The 22,655-nt window shown below is 71.0% G+C and carries 30 protein-coding genes; 13 read left to right on the top strand and 17 right to left on the bottom strand.

What is annotated here, in order from left to right; all coding sequences use genetic code 11:
* Window positions 1–54 precede the first annotated feature (54 nt).
* The 5 genes from BWR60_RS23035 to argH all read right to left on the bottom strand — a co-directional run bounded on the left by BWR60_RS23035 (window position 55) and on the right by argH (window position 4,467).
* Window positions 55–408, bottom strand: a complete 354-nt coding sequence (locus tag BWR60_RS23035) for a hypothetical protein (RefSeq protein WP_218823633.1) — start codon at window positions 406–408, stop codon at window positions 55–57.
* An 89-nt stretch (window positions 409–497) separates the two neighbouring features.
* Window positions 498–1,328 carry an ABC transporter substrate-binding protein gene (locus BWR60_RS23030; RefSeq protein ID WP_088153369.1) on the bottom strand — a complete coding sequence of 277 codons (831 nt, stop codon included), beginning with the start codon at window positions 1,326–1,328 and terminating at the stop codon, window positions 498–500.
* Between the two features lie 34 nt (window positions 1,329–1,362).
* Window positions 1,363–2,127 (bottom strand): amino acid ABC transporter ATP-binding protein, encoded by a 765-nt coding sequence (locus BWR60_RS23025; protein WP_088153368.1) that lies wholly within the window; start codon window positions 2,125–2,127, stop codon window positions 1,363–1,365.
* Between the two features lie 3 nt (window positions 2,128–2,130).
* On the bottom strand, window positions 2,131–3,030 hold the full coding sequence (locus BWR60_RS23020) for an amino acid ABC transporter permease (RefSeq protein WP_088153367.1): 900 nt from the start codon (window positions 3,028–3,030) through the stop codon (window positions 2,131–2,133).
* A gap of 12 nt (window positions 3,031–3,042) precedes the next feature.
* Entirely contained in the window at window positions 3,043–4,467 is a 1,425-nt protein-coding gene (argH, locus tag BWR60_RS23015) for an argininosuccinate lyase (protein WP_088153366.1), read from the bottom strand.
* A gap of 126 nt (window positions 4,468–4,593) precedes the next feature.
* Between argH and BWR60_RS23010 the strand changes: the two genes are divergently transcribed.
* The 3 genes from BWR60_RS23010 to BWR60_RS23000 all read left to right on the top strand — a co-directional run bounded on the left by BWR60_RS23010 (window position 4,594) and on the right by BWR60_RS23000 (window position 7,365).
* Entirely contained in the window at window positions 4,594–5,502 is a 909-nt protein-coding gene (locus BWR60_RS23010; protein WP_088153365.1) for a LysR substrate-binding domain-containing protein, read from the top strand.
* Between the two features lie 179 nt (window positions 5,503–5,681).
* Complete coding sequence (locus BWR60_RS23005) at window positions 5,682–6,026, top strand: cupin domain-containing protein (protein ID WP_088153364.1); 345 nt, start codon at window positions 5,682–5,684, stop codon at window positions 6,024–6,026.
* A 73-nt stretch (window positions 6,027–6,099) separates the two neighbouring features.
* A complete protein-coding gene (locus BWR60_RS23000; protein ID WP_088153363.1) occupies window positions 6,100–7,365 on the top strand; it encodes a 3-phosphoshikimate 1-carboxyvinyltransferase in 1,266 nt (421 codons plus the stop codon).
* Here BWR60_RS23000 and BWR60_RS22995 read toward each other — a convergent pair.
* The gene (locus BWR60_RS22995) at window positions 7,347–8,300 is read right to left on the bottom strand and encodes a DMT family transporter (protein ID WP_230983149.1); all 954 of its coding nucleotides are present in this window, start codon (window positions 8,298–8,300) and stop codon (window positions 7,347–7,349) included. The two genes, BWR60_RS23000 and BWR60_RS22995, sit on opposite strands and share 19 nt — an antisense overlap.
* A 61-nt stretch (window positions 8,301–8,361) precedes the next feature.
* On the bottom strand, window positions 8,362–8,766 hold the full coding sequence (locus BWR60_RS22990) for a hypothetical protein (RefSeq protein ID WP_144445717.1): 405 nt from the start codon (window positions 8,764–8,766) through the stop codon (window positions 8,362–8,364).
* 176 nt (window positions 8,767–8,942) lie between these two features.
* Between BWR60_RS22990 and BWR60_RS22985 the strand changes: the two genes are divergently transcribed.
* Both BWR60_RS22985 and BWR60_RS37220 read left to right on the top strand, forming a co-directional pair.
* Window positions 8,943–9,749 carry a hypothetical protein gene (locus tag BWR60_RS22985; protein ID WP_088153360.1) on the top strand — a complete coding sequence of 269 codons (807 nt, stop codon included), beginning with the start codon at window positions 8,943–8,945 and terminating at the stop codon, window positions 9,747–9,749.
* Window positions 9,750–10,054: 305 nt separating this feature from the next.
* The gene (locus BWR60_RS37220; RefSeq protein ID WP_088153359.1) at window positions 10,055–11,650 is read left to right on the top strand and encodes a pentapeptide repeat-containing protein; all 1,596 of its coding nucleotides are present in this window, start codon (window positions 10,055–10,057) and stop codon (window positions 11,648–11,650) included.
* Between the two features lie 26 nt (window positions 11,651–11,676).
* On the opposite strand, the gene BWR60_RS22975 is transcribed toward BWR60_RS37220, so the two are convergent.
* Both BWR60_RS22975 and BWR60_RS22970 read right to left on the bottom strand, forming a co-directional pair.
* Complete coding sequence (locus BWR60_RS22975; RefSeq protein ID WP_088153358.1) at window positions 11,677–12,081, bottom strand: VOC family protein; 405 nt, start codon at window positions 12,079–12,081, stop codon at window positions 11,677–11,679.
* A gap of 28 nt (window positions 12,082–12,109) precedes the next feature.
* Complete coding sequence (locus BWR60_RS22970) at window positions 12,110–12,748, bottom strand: GNAT family N-acetyltransferase (RefSeq protein ID WP_088153357.1); 639 nt, start codon at window positions 12,746–12,748, stop codon at window positions 12,110–12,112.
* Between the two features lie 76 nt (window positions 12,749–12,824).
* Here BWR60_RS22970 and BWR60_RS22965 point away from each other — a divergent pair, with 76 nt between their 5' ends.
* Window positions 12,825–13,445 carry a CGNR zinc finger domain-containing protein gene (locus BWR60_RS22965; protein WP_088153356.1) on the top strand — a complete coding sequence of 207 codons (621 nt, stop codon included), beginning with the start codon at window positions 12,825–12,827 and terminating at the stop codon, window positions 13,443–13,445.
* Here BWR60_RS22965 and BWR60_RS37215 read toward each other — a convergent pair.
* Window positions 13,442–13,714: an I78 family peptidase inhibitor gene (locus BWR60_RS37215; RefSeq protein WP_088153355.1), complete on the bottom strand. Its 273-nt coding sequence runs from the start codon at window positions 13,712–13,714 to the stop codon at window positions 13,442–13,444. The genes BWR60_RS22965 and BWR60_RS37215 overlap by 4 nt on opposite strands.
* A 141-nt stretch (window positions 13,715–13,855) precedes the next feature.
* Here BWR60_RS37215 and BWR60_RS22955 point away from each other — a divergent pair, with 141 nt between their 5' ends.
* Window positions 13,856–15,349, top strand: a complete 1,494-nt coding sequence (locus tag BWR60_RS22955) for a multicopper oxidase family protein (protein WP_230983148.1) — start codon at window positions 13,856–13,858, stop codon at window positions 15,347–15,349.
* 165 nt (window positions 15,350–15,514) lie between these two features.
* On the opposite strand, the gene BWR60_RS38720 is transcribed toward BWR60_RS22955, so the two are convergent.
* The 5 genes from BWR60_RS38720 to BWR60_RS22935 all read right to left on the bottom strand — a co-directional run bounded on the left by BWR60_RS38720 (window position 15,515) and on the right by BWR60_RS22935 (window position 18,201).
* Window positions 15,515–15,643 (bottom strand): hypothetical protein, encoded by a 129-nt coding sequence (locus BWR60_RS38720; RefSeq protein ID WP_275542397.1) that lies wholly within the window; start codon window positions 15,641–15,643, stop codon window positions 15,515–15,517.
* A gap of 56 nt (window positions 15,644–15,699) precedes the next feature.
* Window positions 15,700–16,497, bottom strand: a complete 798-nt coding sequence (locus BWR60_RS22950) for an MBL fold metallo-hydrolase (RefSeq protein ID WP_088153354.1) — start codon at window positions 16,495–16,497, stop codon at window positions 15,700–15,702.
* A gap of 10 nt (window positions 16,498–16,507) precedes the next feature.
* A complete protein-coding gene (locus BWR60_RS22945) occupies window positions 16,508–16,801 on the bottom strand; it encodes a DUF3303 domain-containing protein (RefSeq protein WP_230983153.1) in 294 nt (97 codons plus the stop codon).
* 107 nt (window positions 16,802–16,908) lie between these two features.
* Entirely contained in the window at window positions 16,909–17,247 is a 339-nt protein-coding gene (locus tag BWR60_RS22940; protein WP_088153352.1) for a hypothetical protein, read from the bottom strand.
* Window positions 17,248–17,295: 48 nt separating this feature from the next.
* Window positions 17,296–18,201, bottom strand: a complete 906-nt coding sequence (locus BWR60_RS22935) for a DMT family transporter (RefSeq protein ID WP_088153351.1) — start codon at window positions 18,199–18,201, stop codon at window positions 17,296–17,298.
* Window positions 18,202–18,421: 220 nt separating this feature from the next.
* Between BWR60_RS22935 and BWR60_RS22930 the strand changes: the two genes are divergently transcribed.
* Complete coding sequence (locus tag BWR60_RS22930) at window positions 18,422–19,291, top strand: LysR substrate-binding domain-containing protein (protein ID WP_088153350.1); 870 nt, start codon at window positions 18,422–18,424, stop codon at window positions 19,289–19,291.
* A gap of 7 nt (window positions 19,292–19,298) precedes the next feature.
* Here BWR60_RS22930 and BWR60_RS22925 read toward each other — a convergent pair whose 3' ends face one another.
* Window positions 19,299–19,544, bottom strand: a complete 246-nt coding sequence (locus tag BWR60_RS22925) for a hypothetical protein (protein ID WP_088153349.1) — start codon at window positions 19,542–19,544, stop codon at window positions 19,299–19,301.
* A gap of 146 nt (window positions 19,545–19,690) precedes the next feature.
* On the opposite strand from BWR60_RS22925, the gene BWR60_RS22920 reads away from it, so the two are divergent.
* The 5 genes from BWR60_RS22920 to BWR60_RS22900 all read left to right on the top strand — a co-directional run bounded on the left by BWR60_RS22920 (window position 19,691) and on the right by BWR60_RS22900 (window position 22,562).
* Window positions 19,691–20,317: a LemA family protein gene (locus BWR60_RS22920; protein WP_088153348.1), complete on the top strand. Its 627-nt coding sequence runs from the start codon at window positions 19,691–19,693 to the stop codon at window positions 20,315–20,317.
* 10 nt (window positions 20,318–20,327) lie between these two features.
* On the top strand, window positions 20,328–21,305 hold the full coding sequence (locus tag BWR60_RS22915; RefSeq protein ID WP_230983147.1) for a TPM domain-containing protein: 978 nt from the start codon (window positions 20,328–20,330) through the stop codon (window positions 21,303–21,305).
* Window position 21,306: 1 nt separating this feature from the next.
* Window positions 21,307–21,798: a TPM domain-containing protein gene (locus tag BWR60_RS22910; RefSeq protein WP_088153347.1), complete on the top strand. Its 492-nt coding sequence runs from the start codon at window positions 21,307–21,309 to the stop codon at window positions 21,796–21,798.
* An 85-nt stretch (window positions 21,799–21,883) separates the two neighbouring features.
* The gene (gene aroQ / locus BWR60_RS22905) at window positions 21,884–22,348 is read left to right on the top strand and encodes a type II 3-dehydroquinate dehydratase (RefSeq protein ID WP_274519200.1); all 465 of its coding nucleotides are present in this window, start codon (window positions 21,884–21,886) and stop codon (window positions 22,346–22,348) included.
* A 7-nt stretch (window positions 22,349–22,355) separates the two neighbouring features.
* Entirely contained in the window at window positions 22,356–22,562 is a 207-nt protein-coding gene (locus BWR60_RS22900; protein ID WP_088153346.1) for a hypothetical protein, read from the top strand.
* Here the strand turns inward: BWR60_RS22900 and BWR60_RS39030 are convergent.
* Window positions 22,493–22,655 (bottom strand): type II 3-dehydroquinate dehydratase (locus BWR60_RS39030; protein ID WP_144445716.1); only part of this gene is annotated, 163 nt, incomplete at its 5' end. The genes BWR60_RS22900 and BWR60_RS39030 overlap by 70 nt on opposite strands.

Raw genomic sequence — 22,655 nt, 5'->3', positions numbered from 1 at the left:
GGATGGCCACGCCCCTGCGGGGCTCGCCATGACGGTGTGGATTGGCTGGCGACCTCAGTGTCCTTGGTCGAGCGTCGTCGGCGCGCCGCATTCCGCGCAGAGCTTCGCCCGGGGCGTCCGCAGCGGCTTGCCGCAGGCGCCGCAGGGTGGGCCGAACAGCGAGAGCCGGTGATGCCAAAGCGCGTCGGGGTCGGTTTCGCGGTAGCCGGTCAGCGCGAAATAACGGTCCAGCGCGCCCGTTCCGGAAATATGCCGCTTGGCTTCCGCCAGGCTCGCGCTGTGAAGCGCCCTGTAGTCCTTGATCCGCCGGATAGGATCGCTCAGAGCCGGATAGACCTCAGCCCATTCGTGCTCGTCCAGCATCGGGACCTCGGCCCGGCAACGCCAGCAATAGAGGGTCTTGGCCATGGCGGTCGCCCTGAAGCGGGCGGAGCGGCCGCTCCGCCTCGCGCCATGATGCGGGCCGCCCGCCGTCAGTACAAGACGCCCCCAGCCCCTCACTGCCCCTGGTTCAGCGCCGCCGGCAGTTTGTTCGCCTGCAGGCCGTACTTGGCCAGGATCTGGTCGTAGGTGCCGTCGGCCTGCAGCTTCTCCACCGCGGCCTTGACCGCGTCGCGCAGCTGCGGGTCGGATTTCAGCACCGGGATGCCGACCAGGGACTCCGTGAACGCCGCGCCGATCGGCACATAGGTGTTTGGCTCCAGCTGCTGGAAATAGGGCAGCGTCTCGTTGCCCTGGGCCGCGGCCTGCAGGCGCTGGGTCTTCAGCTGGGTGCGGGCATCGGCCGAGCCCTCGGTGCCGACCACATTGATCGCCGGCTTGCCCTTGGCCACGCAGTTGGCGTCGCTCCACTCGCCGATCTGCTGCGGCCAGTTGGTCGAGCGGCTGGCGCCCACGGTCTTGCCGCACAGGTCGTCGGTCGACTTGATCTGATCGGCCAGGGCCGTGATCGTGTAGAATTGCGCGCCCGACTTCATGTAGTCGACGAAATCGGCGATGTCGCGCCGCGCCGGCGTGTCGCTCATCCCCGCCATGACGATGTCGATGCGGCCGGTCTGCAGCGACGGCAGCATCTGGGCGAAGGCGATCTCCTGGAACTCGGCCTCGACGCCGAGCTGCTTGGCGATCGCCTTGCCGAGGTCGATGTCGACGCCCTGCAGCTCGTTGGTCGCCGGGTCCTTGAAGATGATCGGCGGGTAGTTGTTGTTGGTGCCGATGACGATCTTGCCGGCCTGCTTGATCCGGTCGGGCACGGCCTGGGCCGAGGCGGAGGTCACGGCGAGCGCGGCGACGGACGCCACGGCGGCGAGCAGGGCGATACGGGTCATGGAGCCTCTCCTGTTGTTTTACCGAGTCCGCCGGTCACGACAGGACGGCGGCGATGAAGTCGCGGGTGCGCGCCTCGCGCGGGCTGCCCAGCACCTGCTGCGGCGGCCCCATCTCGACGATCCGGCCGCGGTCCATGAACACGACCCGGCCGGCGACCTCGCGGGCGAAGCCCAGCTCATGCGTCACCACGATCATGGTCATGCCGCTGGCGGCGAGGTCGCGCATCACCGCCAGCACCTCGCCCACCAGCTCGGGGTCGAGAGCCGAGGTCGGCTCGTCGAACAGCATCAGCTTCGGCTTCATCGCCAAAGCGCGGGCGATGGCGATGCGCTGCTGCTGGCCGCCGGACAGCTCGGCCGGATAGGCGTCGCGCTTGTCGGCCAGGCCGACGCGCTGCAGCAGGGCCATGGCCTCGGCCACCGCCTCGGCCTTCGGCCGCTTCTGCACCGTGACCGGGCCTTCGATGATGTTGGCCAGCACGGTCAGGTGCGCGAACAGGTTGAAGCGCTGGAACACCATGCCGCTGGCCAGGCGCTGGCGCGCCACCTCGCGGTCGGTCAGGGCATAGAGCGCGTCGCCCTCGCGCCGGTATCCGGCCAGCTCGCCATCGACCCAGACGGCGCCGCCATCGACGCTCTCCAGCTGGTTGATGCAGCGCAGCAGCGTGCTCTTGCCCGAGCCGGAGGGGCCGATGATGCACAGCACCTCGCCGCGCTCGACCTCCAGCGACACGCCCTGCAGCGCGTGCAGCGACCCGAAATGCTTGTGAACCTCGGCGGCGACCACCATCGGCGGCATGGCTCAGGCCTCCTTCGGCTGGTCGAGCGCCGCGGCGGCGCGTTTGCCGCGCCGGTCACCGCGGCCGCGGGAAAAATGCTTCTCCAGGAAGTGCTGGCCGATGCTGAGCACGGTCACCACCACCAGATACCAGATCGCGGCGACGATCAGCAGTTCGATCACCCGGGCGTTGGCGTAGTAGATGGTCTGGGCGTTGCGCAGCATCTCGGCGTACTGGATGACGCTGGCGACCGAGGTCAGCTTGACCATGCTGATCACCTCGTTGCCGACCGGCGGGATGATCACCCGCATCGCCTGCGGCAGCACGATCCGGCGCAGCGCCACCAGCCGGGTCATGCCGATCGCCTTGGCCGCCTCGGTCTGGCCGAGATCGACCGACAGGATGCCGCCGCGCACCACCTCGGCGGTATAGGCGCCCTGGTTGATGCCGAGGCCCAGCAGCGTCGCCACGAAGGGCGTGATCAGGTCGACCGTCCGTCCCTCGAACAGGCCGGGAATGCCGATCACCGGGAACACCAGCGCCAGGTTGAACCACAGCAGCAACTGGAGCAGCAGCGGCGTGCCGCGGAAGAACCAGATGTAGCCGACCGCGACGGTCTTCAGCACCGGGTTGGGCGACATCACCATGATGGCGAACACGACGCCGAGCGCGATGCCCAGCGCCATGGCGCAGACCGTCATGAGGATGGTGTTGCCGAGGCCGGAGAGGATCGCCGGCGCGGTGAAGAACTGCCCGACGACGGGCCAGGCGATCTGGCCCTCGGCGAAGGCTTTCACGATCGCCACCAGGGCCAGCAGGATCAGCGCCGCCGCGACCCAGCGGCCATAGTGCCTGCGCGGCACGTGGCGCAGATGGGCGATCGAATAGGGCGAGGTGCCCGTGGTCGCCGTCGTGTCGGTCATGCGCCCCTCCGTTCAGCCGCGCGGGCCATCATAGGCCTGGGCCCAGCTGTCCTGCTCGACCAGAAGCTCGCGCAGGCGGGCCAGCTGCTCGCGCACCCGTTCCGGGGCGGTGCCGCCATGGCCGCTGCGGGCCGCCACCGCGGCTTCCGGCGTCAGGCAGGACCGGATCTCCGGCGTCAGCCGCGGGTCGACCGCCGCCAGGTCGGCATCCGCCAGGTCCTGCAGTCCGATGCCGCGGTCCTCGCAGTGGCGGACCAGGGCGCCGGTGATCTCATGCGCCTCGGAGAAGGGCACGCCGCGGCGCGACAGCCAGTCCGCCACCTCGGTCGCCAGGGTGAAGCCCTCGACCGACTGGCGCTTCAGCGTGTCGACATTGACCCGCATCGTGCGCAGCATCCCGGCCATCGCCGGCAGCACGGCGTCCAGCGTGTCGACCGCCTCGAAGGCGGCACGCTTGTCCTCGGCCAGGTCGCGGTTATAGGCGAAGGGCAGGCCCTTCAGCGCCGTCAGCATCGCCGTCAGCCCGCCGATCAGCCGCGACGCCCGGCCGCGCGTCAGCTCGGCGATGTCGGCGTTCTTCTTCTGCGGCATGATCGAGGAGCCGGTGGCGTAGGCATCGTCCAGCTCGACCCAGCGGAATTGGCGCGACGACCACAGGAACACCTCCTCCGCCAGCCGCGACAGGTGCACCGACAGCATCGCGGCGACGAACAGGAACTCGGCCACATGGTCGCGGCTGCCGACCGCGTCGATCGAGTTCTCGCAGGGGCCGTCATAGCCCAGCTCGGCCGCCGACAGGTCAGGCCGCAGCGCGATGGCGGAGCCGGCGAGCGCGGCGGCGCCGAGCGGCGACCGGGCGCTGCGGCGGTCCCAGTCCTGCAGCCGCTCGACGTCGCGGGCGAAGGTCTGGGCGTGGGCCAGCAGCTGGTGGGCGAAGGTGACCGGCTGGGCCGGCTGCAGATGGGTGAAGCCCGGCGCCAGCGTCGCCACATGCGCCTCGGCCTGCGCCACCAGCGCCTGCTGCAGCAGCATGACATGGCCGGCCAAGCGGCGGGCGACGTCACGCAGATACAGCTTCAGGTCGTTGGCGGCCTGGTCATTGCGCGACCGGCCGGCGCGCAGCTTGCCGCCGAGAGTGCCGAGCCGCTCGGTCAGCGCGCGCTCGAGGAAGGTGTGCACGTCCTCGTCGCCCTGGTTCGGCCGCACCGTGCCGGTGGCGGTGTCGCGCGCCAGCTCGATCAGCGCCGCGGCGATGGTCTCGCCTTCGGCCGCGGTCAGGATGCCGGCGCGCACCAACTCGCGCGCATGGGCGGCGGAGGCGGCGAGGTCGTAGGGGGCGAGGCGGAAATGGCTGGCGTCGGAGCGCGACAGGGCCATCAGCTCCGGCGCGGGCGCGGCGCGGAAGCGGGCGCCCCAGAGGCGGGTCGGTTCGGTCATGCTCGGCTCCCTGTTCGGCAAGGGATGCTGCCGAGACCACCCCGGCGCCACAATGGAAATGATTTCCCCGCGATAGTCCGGAATGGAATATCGTGCGCGCCAGTCCGAATGGTCATAGCCCGAGAGATGTCGCCGAAGCCGGCTCCCCTGCCCTCCACCACCGCCTTGCGCGTCCTGGCCGCGCTGGTCGAGCACGGCTCGGCCTCCGAGGCCGCGAAGAGCGTGCACCTGACCCAGAGCGCGGTCAGCAAGCAGCTGCGCAGCCTGGAGGAGATCGCGGGCATGGCCCTGTTCGCCCGCACCGGCCGCGGCCTGGTGCCGACCCCCGCCGGGCGGATCTATGTCGAGCAGGCGCGGATCGCACTGGGGGCGCTGGAGACGGCAGCCGGGCGGATCGCGGCGCTGCGCGGGTCGCCCAACGCCATCCGGTTGCATGTGCTGCCGATCCTCGGCGACCGCTGGCTGGTGCCGCGGCTGTCGCTGCTGGCCAAGGCGCAGCCGGAGCTCGACGTCCAGTTCACCACCCAGGCCACCGGCGACACGGTCGAGGAGGCCGACGGCGTGTTCCGCTTCGGCGAGGGCGACTGGCCGGGCCAGCAGGCGGAGTACCTGTTCGGCCGCAATGTCGCGCTGGTCGGCGCGCCGGCGCTGCTGGCGCGGATGGGCGGCATCGCTGCGGCCGAGGACGTCCGCCGCTACACCGTGCTGGACCACCGCCACACGCCGCTGCGCTGGGGCGAGTTCGCCGAGGCCCAGGGGCTGGCGGATTTCACCCCGGCGCATATGGTGCATTTCGGCTTCTACGCGCTGGTGATCCGCGCCGCCATCGCCGGCCAGGGCTTGGCCCTGGTGCCGCGCTGCCTGATCGGCGAGGAATTGCTGACCGGTCGATTGATCAATCCGGCGGGGCTGGGCTTCCACAGCCGGCACGGCTACTGGTTCACGGCGGCGGCGGACCGGGTGCCGCGGCCCGGCCTGGTCGCCTTCCGCGACTGGCTGCTGGGCGAGGCCCGCACGCTCGGGCCGGGGATGTAGGATCAAGAATAAGTTGTGCCCGTTCTAGAACCGTCATGGCGAGCCCCGCAGGGGCGTGGCCATCCAGGGCGGCTCGCACTGGCCCCTGGATGGCCCCCTGGACTCAATGGGGTGCTTCGCTCCTCGCCATGACGGTGTTGAAATGGAATCAGAGCGCAGCCGAACCAAGGGAGATCGCCATGAACCCCGTCATCGACCGCCGCGAATGGGCCGAGGATGCCGAGCGCTGGCATGGCGAGATCCAGCTCGGCAAGCGCGGCGCTAATGTCTCGGTGATCTTCTTCGACCGGGCCGAGCCGGGCGGCGGACCGAAGCTGCATCGCCACCCCTACCCCGAGACCTTCATCATCCGCGCCGGCCGCGTCCTGTTCACCCTGGGCGACCGGGAAATCCTGGCCGAGGCCGGGCAGATCGTGGTGGTGCCGCCGAACACACCGCACAAATTCATCAATCCCGGCCCAGGGCCCCTGCAGACCATCGACATCCATGAGAACGGCAGCTTCATCACCGAATGGCTCGAATGAGCCGATCGCACTGGTTGAAACCCGCGCGGACCGCTAGGACAGGCATATCACCCGAGAGAGTTGGACGGCGGCCATGGATGCGCGCGCAAACGGTTTGACGATCAAGGCGCCGGGCCGGCCGCTGACCGGAAGGGTCACCCCGCCGGGGTCGAAGTCGATCACCAATCGCGTCCTGCTGCTGGCGGCGCTGGCCCGCGGCACCAGCCGCCTGACCGGCGCGCTGAAGAGCGACGACACCAAGCTGATGGCCGCCGCCCTGCGCGCCATGGGCGTGACGGTGGAGGAGCCGGACGACACCAGCTTCGTTGTTACCGGCACCGGCCGGCTGCAGGCCCCGGCTGTGCCGCTGTTCCTGGGCAATGCCGGCACCGCCACGCGCTTCCTGACCGCCGCCGTCACCATGGTCGACGGCACCGTGGTGGTCGACGGCGACGCCCATATGCGCAAGCGGCCGATCGGCCCGCTGGTGCAGGCGTTGCGCTCGCTCGGCATCGACATCACCGACACGGGCGGATACCCGCCGGTCACGGTGCGCGGCCACGGCCCCTTCGCGCCGGGCCGGGTCGGGATCGATGGCGGCCTGTCCAGCCAGTACATCTCCGCCCTGCTGATGGCCGCCGCCTGCGGCACCGGGCCGGTCGAGGTGGCGCTGACGGGCAAGGAGATCGGCGCCCGCGGCTATGTCGACCTGACGGTGGCGGCGATGCGCGCCTTCGGCGCCGAGGTCGAGCAGGTCGACGAAGCGACCTGGCGGGTGCAGCCGACCGGCTACCGCGCCGCCGACCATGTGATCGAGCCCGACGCCTCCGCCGCGACCTATCTGTGGGGCGCCGAGGTGCTGACCGGCGGCGCCATCGACCTGGGCGTGCCGGCCGCGGCCTTCACCCAGCCGGACGCCAAGGCGCAGGCGCTGATCGCGCAGTTCCCGCACCTGCCGGCCGTGATCGACGGGTCGCAGATGCAGGATGCGGTGCCGACCCTGGCGGTGCTGGCGGCGTTCAACCAGAATCCGGTGCGCTTCACCGGCATCGCCAATCTCCGGGTCAAGGAATGCGACCGCGTCGCCGCGCTGGCGACCGAGCTGTCGCGCATCCGCCCCGGCCTGGGCCGCGAGGAGGGCGACGATTTGATCGTCGCCTCAGACCCCACTTTGGCCGGCCAGGTGCTGCCGACCCGGATCGAGACCTATGCCGACCACCGCATCGCCATGAGCTTCGCTTTGGCCGGGCTGAAGATCGGCGGCATCACCATCCTCGACCCCGGCTGCGTGGCCAAGACCTATCCCGCCTATTGGGATGCGCTGGCGTCGCTGGGCGTGACCTATGACGAGGTTGCCTGACCGGGCGAGCCCACGGCCCGCCGGAGCTTCGCGAACAGCCGGCCGTCGATCGCGACCAGGCCGAGCGCGATCAGCGCCATGCCCATCCAGGCGCGGCCGCCCAGCACCTCGCCCAGCACCAGGTGGCCGAGCAGCATGGCGCTGGGCGGGATCAAGAGCGTCACCAGCACCGTGTTGGTGGCGCCGACCCGGGCCAGCAGCTTGAAGTAGAGGACATAGGCCAGCGAGGTGCTGAGCAGCGCCAGGCCGATCAGCGACAGCCAGGTCGTCCCGCTCGGCATCGGCAGGGTCCAGGGCCGGTCGACCAGGCAGACGACCGGCAGCATCATCAGGCTGGTGGCGCTGACCTGGCCGGTGGCGGTGACCATCGGCGGCAGGCCGCGGAAGCGGCGGCCGAAGATGCCGGCGAAGGCGTAGGACAGGGCGGCGCCGAGGATGGCGACCTGCGCCGTCACCTCGCCGCCGAGCCCGCCCAGCACCTGCGGGCCGATCAGCACGACGACGCCGGCAAGGCCGAGCAGCACCCCGGCCAGCCGCTTCGGCGTCAGCTTCTCGTCGGCGGTCAGGACATGGGCGACCAGCACGGTGAACAGCGGCGTGGTGGCGTTGAGGATGGCGGCGAGGCCGCTGCCGATCCGGGTCTGGCCCCAGACGATCAGGCAGAACGGGATCAGGTTGTTCAGGATCCCCATGCCGAAGAAGGCGGCCCAGGTGCCGCGGTCCCGCGGCAGGGCCTGGCCGGCCAGCCGCAGCACCGGCAGCAGCGCCGCGGCCGCCAACCCGACCCGGGCGAGCACGATGGTCAGCGGCGGCAGCTCGGCCACCGCCACCTTGGAAAAGAAGAAGGAGCCGCCCCAGACGACCGACAGCGCGATCAGCAGCAGCCAGTCGGCGATTGCCATCGCGGGCGGGGCTGCAGGTTTGGTGGTGCTCATGCCGCCGTTCTCGCCCGGACGGCGCCGGGACCGCCACCCGGTTCTTGCGGTGAAAACGGCGTCAGAGGCAGCCGCCCTCCCGCGGATCCCGCGGGGTCTTCAGCCGCTCCTTGAAAGAGTCCGTGGCCGCCGGATCGTCCAGCAGATTGGTGATGAACCGCTTCCAGCCGGGGTAGTCCCTGGACCGGCAGCTGTCCTGGCCCCTCTTCCGGATATGCTCGAGAGAGCCTTGCGGCCCTTCGTGCGAAATGATGCGATCCGCTATCGTACCGCCATTGGCCCGGATGAAGTCCTCCAGTGCGTTGTTCAAGAGGACGTATTTCTGCTCGCGCTCCTCGTCGAGCGGTTCGCCGCAATGGATCAGCATCGCGCGCGCCACGTTCACCATGGAGTACAGGCACATCACCGAAGCTTCCTCGGCTTCGGCCACGACCGGCGCCGCGACGGCCCCGGCCAGGACCAGCACCACACCCCATCTGAACATCGGCTCCCCCCCTCCGCCGGTCTGATCCGATCGGGTGCGGAGCCGGCAAAGGCCATCTTGATCCAGGCGTGTCGCGCAGGACAGGCCCGAGAAACCGTCGAACCGTCGGCAGCACCGAATGATCTAGCAAGGAGAACGGCCCCGCTCGGAGACTCGCCGTGATCGACCCGTTCTGGCTCCTGTTCGCCGCCAAGCTGGCGCTGACCGCCGGGATCGTGGTCACCGCCTCGCTGCTGGTCGAGCGCAGCGGGCCGCTGCTCGGGGCGATGATCGCGACGCTGCCGATCTCGGTCGGCCCGGCCTATGTCTTCCTGGCGATGGAACACGATGCCGGGTTCATCGCCGGCAGCGCCGTGGCCAGCCTGGCGATCAACGCGGCGACCGCGGTGTTCCTGACCCTCTACTCGCTGCTGGCCCGGTCGCACGGCCTCGCCACCAGCCTGCCGCTCGGCCTGCTGGGCTGGGCGGCGGCCGCTTTCGCGATCTCCCGGGTCGGGTGGACGCTGCCGGGCGCCGTGGCGCTGAACCTCGCGGTGTTCGCCGCCTGCCTGCCGCTGGCGCTGCGGCGCCTGGCATCGGCGCCGCCGGTGCGGGCGGCCGGGCGGCGCTGGGACATCCCGGTGCGGACGGCGGCGGTGATGGCCCTGATCGCCGCGGTGTTGCTGATCGGTCGCGCGCTGGGACCGGCGGCGGCCGGCTTCGCCGCCCTGGCCCCGGTGGTCACCGGCAGCCTGGCCCTGCTGCTGCACCCGCGTATCGGCGGGCCGGCGACGGCGGCGGTGTTCGCCAACGCCCTGATCGGCATGGTCGGGTACATCCCGGCGCTCGCGCTGCTGCACCTGGCCGCCCCGCCGCTCGGCTCACCCGCGGCGCTCGGCCTCGGCCTGGCCGCCTGCGTCTGCTGGAACGCCGCCGCCCTGGCCCTGCGCAGCCGCAGCCGCAAGGCGGCGCCGGCCCGGCCCTAGCCGGTCGCGGAGCCGAGGATCCGCGCCGGGCCGGAACCCGAGGAGATTCCGCCCGCGCGCCCTTCATGCTAAGGTAATCGGCAGGATCATGGCGGGAATTTACTTTCTTGGTTCCGGTTTTCATTCGTCTACCAAGAGGAAATAAATGATCAAAATGTGAGGATCCCCGATGAGCCACGGATAGGAGCTCCGTCTCCAGTCCATGCGCAAAGTCCGACGCAGTATTTTCCTGTGACGCATCGGCATCGGCTCGCAGCCGTTATTTCGAATCACTGATATGGGCTTGTCCCGGGAGATATTTCACGATGGATTGGCTGGCGAATGCCGAAAGCACCCTGAACAGCCGCCCGATCGTGGCCTTCGCGGTGATTGCCGCCGCAGCGCTGCTGGCCCTGATCGCCTGGATGTGGGGGCCGGTGCTGCTGACCTCCCGGCACACATACGAATCGCGCCGGGAGCGGGTCGCGGACACGGATCGCTATCGCCGCAACATCGGGCAGCTGCTGATCATCCCGATCCTGGTCGTCGCCGCCCTCTACACCCTGCTCCAGGTCTCCCGGGCCGCGCGCGAGACCGTCGAAAGGAGCCGGCAGCAGCAGTATAGCGGCGGCCTCCAGGCCCTGGCGGGCGACGCCGTCGCCGCCCGGCTGGCCGGGCTTCACACCCTGGCGCAGATGATGGGCGGCGACCGGCCGGACATGCTGTGCCCCGACGGCAACCAGCGCCCCCTCTCCGGCCCCGGCGGCGCGGCCGCGGACGCCGCCGCCTTCTCCATCGACAACCGGCTCTACCGCGAGGCGATGCAGGGGATCGCGGCCCAGGCCGTCATCTCCTCCCACCTCGGGCGGCCCGGCGACGGGGACGCGGCCGGGCGGCAGCGAAAGGAGGCCTCGCAGCAGGCCGTGATCGGCGCGGACACCCAGGCGGCCCTCACCGTCGTCGCCCGTCGCCGGTGCGAGCCTTATTCCAAGGAGGTGCCGCTCAACCTCGCGGGCGGATATTTCCGGGGCGCCTCGATGGCCTATGCCCAGCTGATCCGGTCCGACCTGCGGGGCTCGGACCTTTCGGCATCCGAGCTGTATCTGGTGAATTTCTACCGGGCGAGCCTCGACAAGGCCGATCTCGGCGGGTCGAACCTGACTCGGGCAAGCTTCGCCAATGCCTCCCTGACCGCCGCGAATTTCGGCCCGGGCGAGAACCTCGCCTCCCCCGACCTGCCCCGGCTGCCCCATCTGCGGACCCAGCTTGGCGGGGCCCAGATCGTCAGCGCCAATGCGCAGGGGGCGAATTTCCGCTGCGCGATGATGAGCGATGCCCGTCTCGACGAGTCGCGGCTCGACGGGGCGGATTTCCGGCGCGCCGTCCTGGCCCGGACCACGCTGCTGGGCGCCCGGGGCGTCGGAGTCAGGCTCGGCGCCGCCTGCGCGCCGAAGGCCAACTTCTCGAATCCGATCGGCATCGCCAGCGCCAACCGGACCAAGCCCCGGAAATCCGACTTCTCCGGCGCCGATTTCTCCGACGGCTTCTTTCGGGCGGCCCATTTCGACAACATCCTCCTGCGCGACGCGGTCTTCATCCGGTCCGACCTCACCGGGGCGGATTTCTCCAACAGCGACCTCAGCAATGCGGATTTCCGCGGCGCCAACCTGACCGGCGTGCGGTTCGACGGGGCGAACCTGACCGGGATCAGGCTGGGCGGCGCGCTGATCTGCGACACCAGCGGCCTGCCGGACTCCGTGGCGCGGCCGAATTGCGGGGCGCAGTTCCTGCCCATCGAGGCCGGCCGCTACGGCGATGCCTGCCTGCCGCCGGTCGAGGCCGGCGGGGGGCTGGCCCAGCAATGCCCGTCCGATCCGGACGGGACCATGGTGGTGAGCGCCCCGGCGACAGTGGCCAACTGAGTTCCCTCGGGCGCAAGGCGCGGGCGTCAGCCCCCGGCCGTGATCACGACCGAGTCCGCCGACCGTGCCGCCGCGCCGTGATGCACGGCCTCGATGTTGTTGCCGTCGGGGTCGAGCACGAAGGCGCCGTAATAGCCGGGGTGGTAGTGCCGCTCGCCCGGCGCGCCGTTGTGGCGCCCGCCGGCCGCCAGCGCCGCGGCGTGGAAGCGATGCACGGTCTCGCGATCGGCCGCCTGGAAGGCCAGATGGACATGGCTGATCGCGTCGCCCGGGCTGACGAACAGCTCGTCCGAGGCGAAGAAGCCCGGCCCCTCGAAGGTGATGGCGCGGCCGACCGCCGCCAGCGCCGCGGTGTAGAAGCGGCGGCTCGCCTCCAGGTCGCGCACCACCAGATGGACATGGTCGATCAGGCGGCCCTGATGGAACTGCATGGCGCTCTCCCCTTCGCGGCGGTGCCGACTAGCGCGGCTCCGCGGTCTCGATCACCTCGAAATGCTCGACCTCCGGGTCGAAGCGGGTCAGGTCGAGGCGGACGATCGGCCGGGTCGGGCTGCGCCGCGCCACCTCGCGGAAGCCGAGGTCGAGGAAGGGCCGCAGCACGCCGGTGTAGATCTCGCCCGAGCCGAGCGGCCGCGCAGCGTCGATCGGATAGGCTTCCAGCGCCGGGGCGCCGCGCGACCGGGCCAGCCGCGCCGCCGCGGTCACCAGCGGGCGCAAGAGGCCGGTGCGGCGATGCGCCTTCGTGGTCACGAAGCAGGTGATCGACCAGACTGGCACGTCGTCGACCGGCGCCAGGTTGCGCGACCGGGCCAGGCGTGGCTGCTCCGCCCGCGGGGCGACGCCGCACCAGGCGACGGGCTCGCCGCCGCGATAGCCGACCAGCCCCAGCGTCCGCCCCGACTCGACCAGGCCGCGGAACAGGGCGCGGTTGCCGCCGTCGCGGGTGCCGGCGCGGTAGTCCTGGCGGTCCCGGCGCCAGAAAGCGCACCAGCAGCGGCCGGCATCGGCGCAGCCGGCGAACACGGTCTCGACATCGCCCAGCCGCTCCGGCGCGGCCGGCCGGCATTCGAGCGTGGCGTCGCGATCGGCTGTCGGCATGTCCTAACCCTTGAACCGGTTGAATCGACCATGCCGGGCTTGCCCCGATCCCGTCAACCGCTAGGATGCTCGGGTCATGCAGACCCAGGCCCCCTCCTATGCAGTGCGCCCGCCGAAGCGGCTCGGCGGCTCGCTCAGCCTCGATTTCGTCAACACCGAGGCGTGGCGTGGCGACGTCCCGCAGCGCGGCGAGCGGCTGACGAGCTATGGCGAGATCGCCCTGTGGGCCGGCCATGTCAGCATCCTGGACCGCGCCGGGGTCCGGCAGCTGACGCAGGAGGCTTTGCTGCGCCCGGACGATGCCGCCGCGGTGCTGGCGACGGCGCTGAGCCTGCGCGTCGCGCTGGGCCGGATCCTGACGGCGCCGGCCGCGGCGGCGGCCGAGGATCTCGCGGTGCTGAACGCCGTGCTGGCCCGGGCCCCGACCCGCACCGGGCTGGCGGCCACCCGGGCCGGCTTCGCCTGGACCATGACCGAGACCGACCCGCTGGAGCAGCCGCTGTGGCCGGTGGTGTGGGACGCGGCCGAGCTCTTGGTCTCCGGCCGCGCCGAGCGGGTCGGCAGCTGCTCGGATCCCGCCTGTGCGTGGGTGTTCCTCGACACCTCGCGCAACCGCAGCCGGCGCTGGTGCTCGATGGCCGATTGCGGCAACCGCAACAAGGCGCGCCGGCACTATGAGCGGGTGCGCTCGTCCTAGCCGATCGACGCGCGGATGATCTTGCCCTGGGCATCGACCTCGACGGTCAGCCGGTCGATGCGGTAGTCCATCGTCATCGGCTCGCCCGGGCGGACGGTGCGCAGTGTCAGCCCCTTCAGCTTGTCCAGCTCGGCCTCGGAGAGGGCGGGCTGCGGCTCGATCGTGCCCGGCGCCGCGGCCTGGCTGCGGGCGCAGGCGGCGGCGAGGCCGCCGGCAGCGCCGGCCACGGCGAGGCCGAGGAGATGGCGGCGGGAGGATTCGGTGGTCATGGGCGGCTCCAAAGCATGTCGGCCGGTATGGGCCGTTGCCCCCTGATCGCCGACAAAAGAGGCGACGTCGTGACGCGGTTTACCTTCCAGCAAGGGGAAGCCCCAGGGTCCGGTGGACGTTGTCTTGAAGAGGTCCCGATCGTGATCACCCGCCGCCGCTTCCTGTCCGGTGCCGCCGCCACTGCCGCGTTGGCCGGCGCCCTGCCGCGCCTAGCCCGCGCCGCGCCGACGGAGCTGACCGTCGCCACACGCAGCCTGGAGGTCGGCGGCAAGGCCGCGACCGTGTTCGGCATCCTGCGGCCGGATGGCGGCCAGGGCCTGCGCGCGGCCTCGGGCGAGGAATTCCGGGTGCGGCTGACCAACGGGCTGCGGGAGCCCTCGCTGGTGCATTGGCACGGGCTGACCCCGCCCTGGCGCCAGGACGGGGTGCCGGGCGTCGCCCAGGACCCGCTGCCGCCCGGCGCCGGGTACGACTACGGCTTCCCGCTGGCCCGGCCGGGCACGAACTGGATGCACTCCCATCTCGGGCTGCAGGAGCAGCGCCTGCTGGCGGCGCCGCTGATCGTCGCCGACCCGGCCGAGGCCGGGCTGGACGAGCAGGAGGTGGTGCTGATGCTGCACGATTTCAGCTTCCGCGACCCGGCCGAGATCATGGCCGGGCTGCGCGGCGGCCGGGGCCACGGCATGGCCGGGATGGATCATGGCAGCCAGGGCATGGCGGGCATGGACCACAGCGGTCACGACATGAGCGGAATGTCGATGGAGGGCGCCAAGCCGATGCCCGGGATGCAGCACGACATGTCGGGAATGCCGGGCATGGCGATGGATTTGAACGACGTCGAATACGACGCCTACCTGGCCAATGACCGCACCCTGGCCGACCCCGAGCTGGTGCGGGTGGAGCGCGGCGGCCGGGTGCGGCTGCGCATCATCAACGGCGCGGCGGCGACCAATTTCCACATCGATCTCGGCGCCGTCGAGGGCACGCTGGCGGCGGTCGACGGCATGCCGGTGGCGCCGGTGACCGGGACGCGCTTCCCGATCGCCATCGCCCAGCGTCTGGACATCCGCCTGACCGTCCCGGCCGGGCAGGCGCTGCCGGTTCTGGCGCTGCGCGAGGGCGACCGGCAGCGCACCGGGCTGGTTCTGGCCGCCCCGGGCGCCGAGGTCGCGCGCATCGCCGATCTCGGCGAGCGCAAGGCGCCGCCGCTGGACCTCGCCTTCGAGGCGACGCTCAAGGCGACGGAGCCTTTGGCGGAGCGGCCGGTCGACCGCACCATCCCGGTGGTGCTGGCCGGCGACATGGCGCGCTATGTCTGGACCCTGAACGGCAAGGTGCACGGCCAGGACACGCCGCTGGCGGTGCGGCAGGGCGAGCGGGTGGCGATGGTGATGACCAACCCGTCGATGATGGCTCATCCGATGCATCTGCACGGCCATCATTTCCAAGTGACGGCGATCGACGGCCAAGCCCTGTCCGGCGCCCGGCGCGACACGGTGCTGGTGCCGCCGGGGAAGACCGTGACGGTCGCCTTCGACGCCGACAATCCCGGCCGCTGGGCCTTCCACTGCCACCATCTGTACCACATGGAGGGCGGCATGATGACGACGGTGGAGTATGAGGGGGTCAGCTGAAAGGATCCCTCTCCAGCCTCATTTCAGTGTCATTGCCGGGCTTGACCCGGCAATCCAGGGGCCACCCGGAGCGGCTCTTGAAAGCCCCTGGATCCTCGGGTCAAGCCCGAGGATGACAACAAAAAGGAGCAACCGGCATTCTGCCAAGCCAGCCCTCCGCTGCCCTCACGACCAGGGCCCGAACCGGACCAGCACGATGACCAGGGCGAGCAGCGCCAGCCCGGCGAGGAAGATCAGCCGCCGGGCCAGGCTGCGCAGGATGATCCGGCGCTGACGCGCCCACCGAGTCGCCATGCGTCCCCCGTTTGCTCCATCCGGCAAACGGGGCGCGGCGCCCGGCCGTTCCGGCCTCAGCCCTCGACCAGCCCCTCTTCCCGCCAGCGTGCCAGATAGGCGTCGATGATGGCGTCCAGCCGCGCCTTGCCGAAGCTGTCGTCATGGCCGGCATGGACCACCGACACCGGCAGCGACCGCAGCAGGGCGAAGGAGCGGACATAGGCGCCGATCTCCATGCCCGGGCCGCGATACAGCAGGGGGCCGTCATAGATCACGTCGCCGGCGAACAGCGTGCCGGTCGCCTCCTCGAACAGGGCGATGCTGCCGGGCGAATGGCCGGGCACGTGCAGCACCCGGAAGCGCCGGTCGCCGAGATCCACGATCTCCCCGGCCTCGATCCGCCGGGTCGGCTCGGCGCCCCACAGGGCATAGCCGCCGAGGTCGTAGCCGGCATGGGGCACGGCGGTGACCAGGGCCGGCCCGAGCGGCGGATAGCCGGCGGCGATGAAGCGCTGCCGCGCCTCGGCCGGGATCTGGTCGGAGAGCAGCGTGCCGGGCCGCGGCCGGGCCAGCGACTCGGCCTCCAGCGGATGCACCCAGCGCTGCTCGAACTCGTGGATCGCGCCGATATGGTCGGCATGGGTGTGGGTGGCCAGCGCGATCGTCTCGCGCCCCGCGAACAGCTCGGGGAAGGCCGGCCGCAGCGGCGCCACTCCGAGTCCGCCATCGACCAGCAGGTCGCGGTCGCGGCCGCGCAGATGCCAGATATTGGCGCGCATCAGCACGTCGGTGTGCGGCTCGACGATCAGGGTCAGGCCGTCGCCCATGTCCCGCTTGCGGAACCATTCGGCGGCCACGGGCAGGTCGACCATCGTCAGCCTCTCAGGAGATCGGGCCGGTGACCGGCGGGTCGAGCAGCGGCGCCACCACGGCGCGGGTCTCGGCGCTGCGCAGCACCGGCACGATCTCGAAGGTCACCCCGGTGCCGCGCCAGTGCAGCACCCATTGCTGCAGCAGGGCGAGGTCGTCGCATTCCATCAGCTGGAAGCAGCGGTCGCAATTCGACTCGACCCAGCTGTCGACATAGGCCAGCCCCTCGGGCAGGCCCCGCCCGGCATCGCGCAGATGGCGATAGGCCGCGACCGGATCGCGGTTGGCGAAACGCTCGATGATCATGAACAGCACAGCCCGGCCTCCCTTCGCCCTCCGCGGGGCGATTGCGGATTCAGTCCGTGCCTTCCCAATAATCCATCACCGCCGGCCGGCGATAGCCCCCGCGGCGTCTAGTGCCGCGTCGTCCCGGGCGGCGCGCCTCCGGCCAGGAACGCGGCGCGGGCGGCGGCGAGCCGCCGGGCCCGCTCCGTCTCCAGCTTGTGACGGCGGCGCCGGTACTGCTTCTGCAGCTCATGGGCCTTGCTGATGGCGTCAAGGATCGCCTCGTTCAGCTGCATGAAGCGCTCGAAGGTCTCCATCAGCTTGTCGGGCTCCTTCGACAGCCCCTCGGCCTCCGCCATATGGCGTTCGGCGAGGTCCTGGAGCGATCGGATCCGCTCGCCGAGCCGGACCAGCTCCGGATCCGATGCGATCGTGGGGTCGACAGCCGAGGATTTGGCCTTGCTCATGGAACGTATCATGAACATGGATCCGACAGACGTCAAGCCCGTCGCGCCTTACCCCGCGGCTGCGGCCCGCCGCGCCGGCCACAGCCGCCAACCCAGCGTCACCGCCAGGCTGGAGAGCGCGATCAGCCCCATGCCGGCCGCCTGCTCCAGCCCCAGCCGGTGGCCGTAGACCAGCCAGTCGGCCAGGATCGCCGAGGCCGGGTAGACGAAGGCCAGCACCGCGATCACCGGCGTCGGCAGCTTCGGATAGGCGGCGTACATCAGGACGTAGACCAGGCCGGTGTGGATGATGCCGAGCCCGGCCAGCCAGCCCCAGGGGCCGGGCGCCGCCGGCAGGGCGGAGGCGCTGACGAAGGGCGCCAGCAGCACGATGCCGGTGGTGGCATGGATCATCGCGGTCAGATGCGGCCGCACCCCGCGCAGCGCCTTGGTCGCCAGCACCGTGCCGGTGTAGAGCAGCGACGCCAGCACGGCGAGCCCGGCGCCCAGCAGCCGCCCGGGCTCCGCCGCCCCGCCGCCGATGCCGGTGGCCAGCGCCAGCCCGGCGAAGGCGATGGCGATCCAGCCCAGCTTGCGGCCGCTGAGCCGCTCGCCGAACAGCACCGCCCCGGCCAGCACCACCCAGAAGGGCTGGACGTGGTAGACGATGGTGGCGAAGGCGATGGTGGTGTGGCGGATCGCGGCGAAGAACGCGACCCAGTTCAGCACGATGCAGACGCCGCCGAACAGGATCAGCCCCCATTGCCGCGGCGCCAGGCGCAGGTCGCGCAGCCAGCCGCGGGCGGCGCAGAAGGCCAGCAGCGCCAGCGCGCCGAAGACGCAGCGGAAGAACACCGCGTTGATCGGCCCCTGCCCCGATTCCTCCATGAACACGCCGACGGTGCCGACCACCGCCATGCCCGAAGCGAGCTGCAGGATCCCCGTCCGCCGCTCCGTCGCCGTCTCTCCGCCCATCGCCGCCTCCATGCTTCGATGGAGGAAAGCTGGGCGCGCCAGATACTTCAATCAAACGAATAGATTTGAAACGAATCATCATTTTGATTTATAGTTTGACTGAGTGGCCTTTCCTCACCGTCATCGCGAGGCGCGAAGCGCCGTGGCGATCCAGAGGGCGGTGCCGCTGGATCGCCACGCCCCTGCGGGGCTCGCGATGACGGATCAAAGGACCACCGCCATGAACGGACGCCTCGATCTCGACGTGCTGCGCACCCTGGTGGCGATCGCCGAGGGCGGCAGCTTCAGCCTGGCCGCGTCGCGGGTCGGGCGCACCCAGTCGGCCGTCAGCATGCAGGTGCGGCGGCTGGAGGAGGCGGTCGGCAAGCGGCTGTTCGACCGCAGCAGCCGGCAGGTGCGGCTGACCCCGGCCGGCGAGAGCCTGCTGGGCCATGCCCGACGCATGCTGCGGCTGGAGGAGGAGGCCTGGGCGGCGCTGGTCGAGCCGGATCTGCGCGGCCGGGTCCAGCTCGGCATCCCGGACGACTACGCCTATTCGCTGCTGCCGCCGATCCTGTCGCGCTTCGCCGCCACCCATCCCCAGGTCGAGGTCGAGCTGATCTGCGAGCAGACCACCTTCCTGGACCGGCGGCTGGCGGCCGGCGAGGTCGACCTGGCGGTCGTCACCCGCGGGCCGGGCCGCGACGGCGAGCTGCTGCGGCGCGAGCCGCTGGTCTGGTTCGGGTCGCCCGACCACGACCCGCAGGCGGAGGCCCCGCTGCCGGTCGCCCTCTACGAACCCGGCTGCGTCGCCCGCGGCGTCACGCTGGAGGCGCTGGCCGCGGCGCAGCGCCCGTACCGAATCGCCTATTCCAGCCCCAGCCTGGTCGGCCTGCTGGCCGTGGTCCGCGCCGGGCTGGCCGTTGCCGTGGTTGTGGGCTGCAGCCTGCCGGAGGGCATGCGGGTGCTGGGCGAGCGCGACGGGCTGCCGCCCCTGCCCTCGCTGGAGATCGGCCTGGCCTGGGGCGCGCGGCCGCGCACGCCCGCCGCCGCCCGGCTGGCCGAGCAGATCCACGACGCCGTCGGCCGGCCGGAAGCGTTGGCGGCTTAGACCGCTCTTACTGCACCGCCCAGGCCTTTCCGTCGGCGGATTGGCAGCCATAGGGCGGCAGGGCGCCGGCGAAATGCGCCTTCAGCTGGGCGCAGCCCCAGTCGCGCAGCGGCACCGGCATCCGGCTGTTCAGCTCGATCCCGACCTCGTCATACGGGCTGGCGGTGTTGGTGACATAGCGGTACCAGGTGAAACCGAACACCACGACGACGGCGACGACGACGCCGATCAGCACGCTGATGAGCTTGCCCATGTCTCGAATTCCTGTTGCGGTGCGAAGCGATTCGGGATTCCGGCAGATGGGAAGGCATTCCCGTGGCGGTTCGATGGCACGATTGCCCCCGCCGGGGGTTTAGTGCTGCAATCCGCGGGCTCGCTCCGCTGATCGAGGGGGATTGGATGCGTCGTTTCACCGGACTGATCGTGATCGTCGTCGTGGTCGTGATGGCCGCGATGTGGGGCGGCAGCGCCTATAACCGCTTCCTGGCCGGCGACGAGACGGTCAAGGCCGCCTGGTCCGAGGTGCTGAACCAGTACCAGCGCCGGGCCGACCTGGTGCCGAATCTGGTCCAGTCCGTCAAAGGCTACGCCACCCAGGAGAAGGATGTGCTGACCCAGGTGACCGAGGCGCGGGCCAAGGTCGGCACCATGCAGGTGACGCCGGAGACGCTGAACGACCCGGCGGCGCTGCAGAAGTTCCAGGCGGCGCAGGGCGAGCTGTCCTCGGCCCTGTCGCGGCTGCTGGTGGTGACCGAGAACTATCCCCAGCTGAAATCCGACACGCTGTTCCGGGACCTGATGACCCAGCTGGAGGGCACGGAGAACCGGATCACCACGGCCCGCAACCGGTCGATCCAGGCGGTGCAGGACTACAATGTCAGCGTCCGCCGCTTCCCGGGCAACCTGGTCGCCGGCGTCCTCGGCTTCAGCGCCAAGCCCAATTTCAGCGTCGAGAACGAGGCCGCGATCTCGACCGCGCCCAAGGTCGATTTCGGCAATTCCCCGGCCCCGGCGCCGAAGCCGTAGGCTTGCAGCCTTGAGGCTCACGCCCCTGATCGTGGCAGCGATGCTGCGCCGGCTGGCCCTGCTGGGCTGGCTGCTGATCCTGGCCGTCGCCCCGGCGGCGGCGCAGGAGGCGGTCGCCGTGCCGCAGCTGAGCGCGCGCGTGACCGACCTGACCGGCACCCTGTCCGCCGCCGACCGGCAGGCGCTGGAGGGCAAGCTGGCGGCGGTCGAGCAGCGCAAGGGCGCGCAGATCGCCATCCTGCTGGTACCGACCACCGGCGCCGACACCATCGAGCAATACACCAGGCGCGTCTTCGACCAGTGGAAGCTGGGCCGCAAGGGCGTCGACGACGGCGTGCTGCTGCTGGTGGCCAAGAACGACCGCACGGTGCGGATCGAGCCCGGCTACGGGCTGGAGGGGGCGATCCCGGACATCACCGCCGGCCGCATCGTCCGCGAGCAGATCACCCCGGCCTTCCGCGAGGGCGACTTCGCCGGCGGCCTGGGCGCCGCGGTCGACAGCCTGATCCGGCTGATCGACGGCGAGGCGCTGCCGCCGCCACCCCCGCCGCCGGCGACCGGCGGGTTCGGGACGCCGCCCAGCCTCCTGCAGTTCGGCTTCTTCCACGTCATCTTCATCGCGATCATCGCCGGCGTCGTGGTCCGCGGCTTCCTGAGAGCCGTCGGGCTGCCCGCGCCGGTGCCCGCCGGCGGCAGCGCGCTGATCGCCGGCGGCCTGGGCTGGGGCCTGTCCGGCCTGATCTTCTTCGGCGCCTTCTGCGCCATCGGCGCGGTGGTGTTCGGCGGCATCGGCGGCACCCTTGGCGGCCCCGGAGGCGGCACCTTCAGCACCCGCCGCGGATCCGGGGGATTCGGCGGCGGTTTTGGCGGCGGCTTCGGCGGTGGATCGGACAGCGGCGGCTTTGGCGGCGGGTCGAGCGGCAGCTCCGGTGGCTTCAGCGGTGGCGGCGGATCGAGCGGAGGCGGCGGTGCGTCCGGAAGCTGGTAGGATGATCCGACGCTGGCGCCCCATCGCCGAATGGCACGGCCACCGGCTGCGGCGCCGGCATTTCGGCCCGGCGGTGATGGCCCGGCTGCACGACGCCATCCGGGGCGCCGAGCGCCGTCACCTGGGCGAGATCGTGATCGCGGTCGAGGCCTCGGCCCCGCACCATGTCCGCGACAGCCGCACCCGGGCGCTGGAGGTGTTCGGCCGGCTGCGGGTGTGGGACACGGCGCAGGCGACCGGCGTGCTGCTGTACCTGCTGCTGGCCGACCACAGGATCGAGATCGTCGCCGACCGCGGCGTCACCGCCCGGGTCGACGACGCGGTGTGGCCGCGGATCTGCGCCGCGCTGCAGGACAGCTTCCGGGCCGGGCGCTACGAGGAGGGCGTGCTGGAGGCGCTGGCCGCGATCGACGCCGAGCTGCTGCGGGCCTGGCCGGCAGCGCCGGGCGAGGCCAATCCCGACGAGCTGCCGGACGCGCCTGTCATCCTGTGAACCATGACAGGTTTCTGCGACGGTGCTTGTGAAAGCCGCACCGCCTATGATACGCCCGGCCTATTGATTCCGGGAGCAGCGACGCGTGACGGCGATCCAGTCGGACCGGCCGACGGTCCTTATCCTCAACGGCCCCAACCTCAACATGCTGGGCGTGCGCCAGCCCGAGATCTATGGCCGGGACACACTGGCCGATATCGAGCAGGCCTGCGCCGACGAGGCCGAGCAGTTGGAGCTCGAGATCGATTTCCGGCAATCGAACCACGAGGGGGAGCTGGTCACCTGGATCCAGGAGGCCCGCACCGCCCATGACGGCATCGTCGTCAATGCCGGCGCCTACAGCCACACCTCGGTCGCCATCCTCGACGCGCTGAACGCCGCCGAGCTGCCGGTGATCGAGGTCCATCTCTCCAACATCTTCCGCCGCGACGCATTCCGGCACCATTCCTATGTCTCGCTGGCGGCGACGGGGGTGGTGTGCGGGCTGGGCGTGCATGGCTATCTTCTGGCCCTGCAGGCGATGGCGCGGCTCCTTGAAACCGACCGGTGAAGACCAGATGACCACCTTCAACCTCGATCCCGAATTCGTCCGCGGCCTGGCCAAGCTCCTCGACGAGACCGGCCTGACCGAGATCGAGTATTCGGAAGGCGACCGCCGCATCCGGCTGAACCGCCAGCCGGCGCCGGTCACCGCCTATGCCCCGGCCCCGCTGGCCGCCCCGGTCGCCGCCGCCGCGGCCCCGGCCGCCGCCAGCGAGACATAGGAATGGTGCCGGAATGCGTCGCGGCGGAAGATGTTGGAGAGATGGACCTCGATCACCGGCAGCTCGGCGGCGTTCAGCGCGTCGAGGATGGCG

Origin of the sequence: Inquilinus limosus (assembly GCF_002195995.1) — a bacterium.
GTDB lineage: Bacteria > Pseudomonadota > Alphaproteobacteria > DSM-16000 > Inquilinaceae > Inquilinus > Inquilinus limosus_C.
Note: the sequence above shows the minus strand (reverse complement) of the source record. Positions and strands in the feature narration are given on the sequence as shown.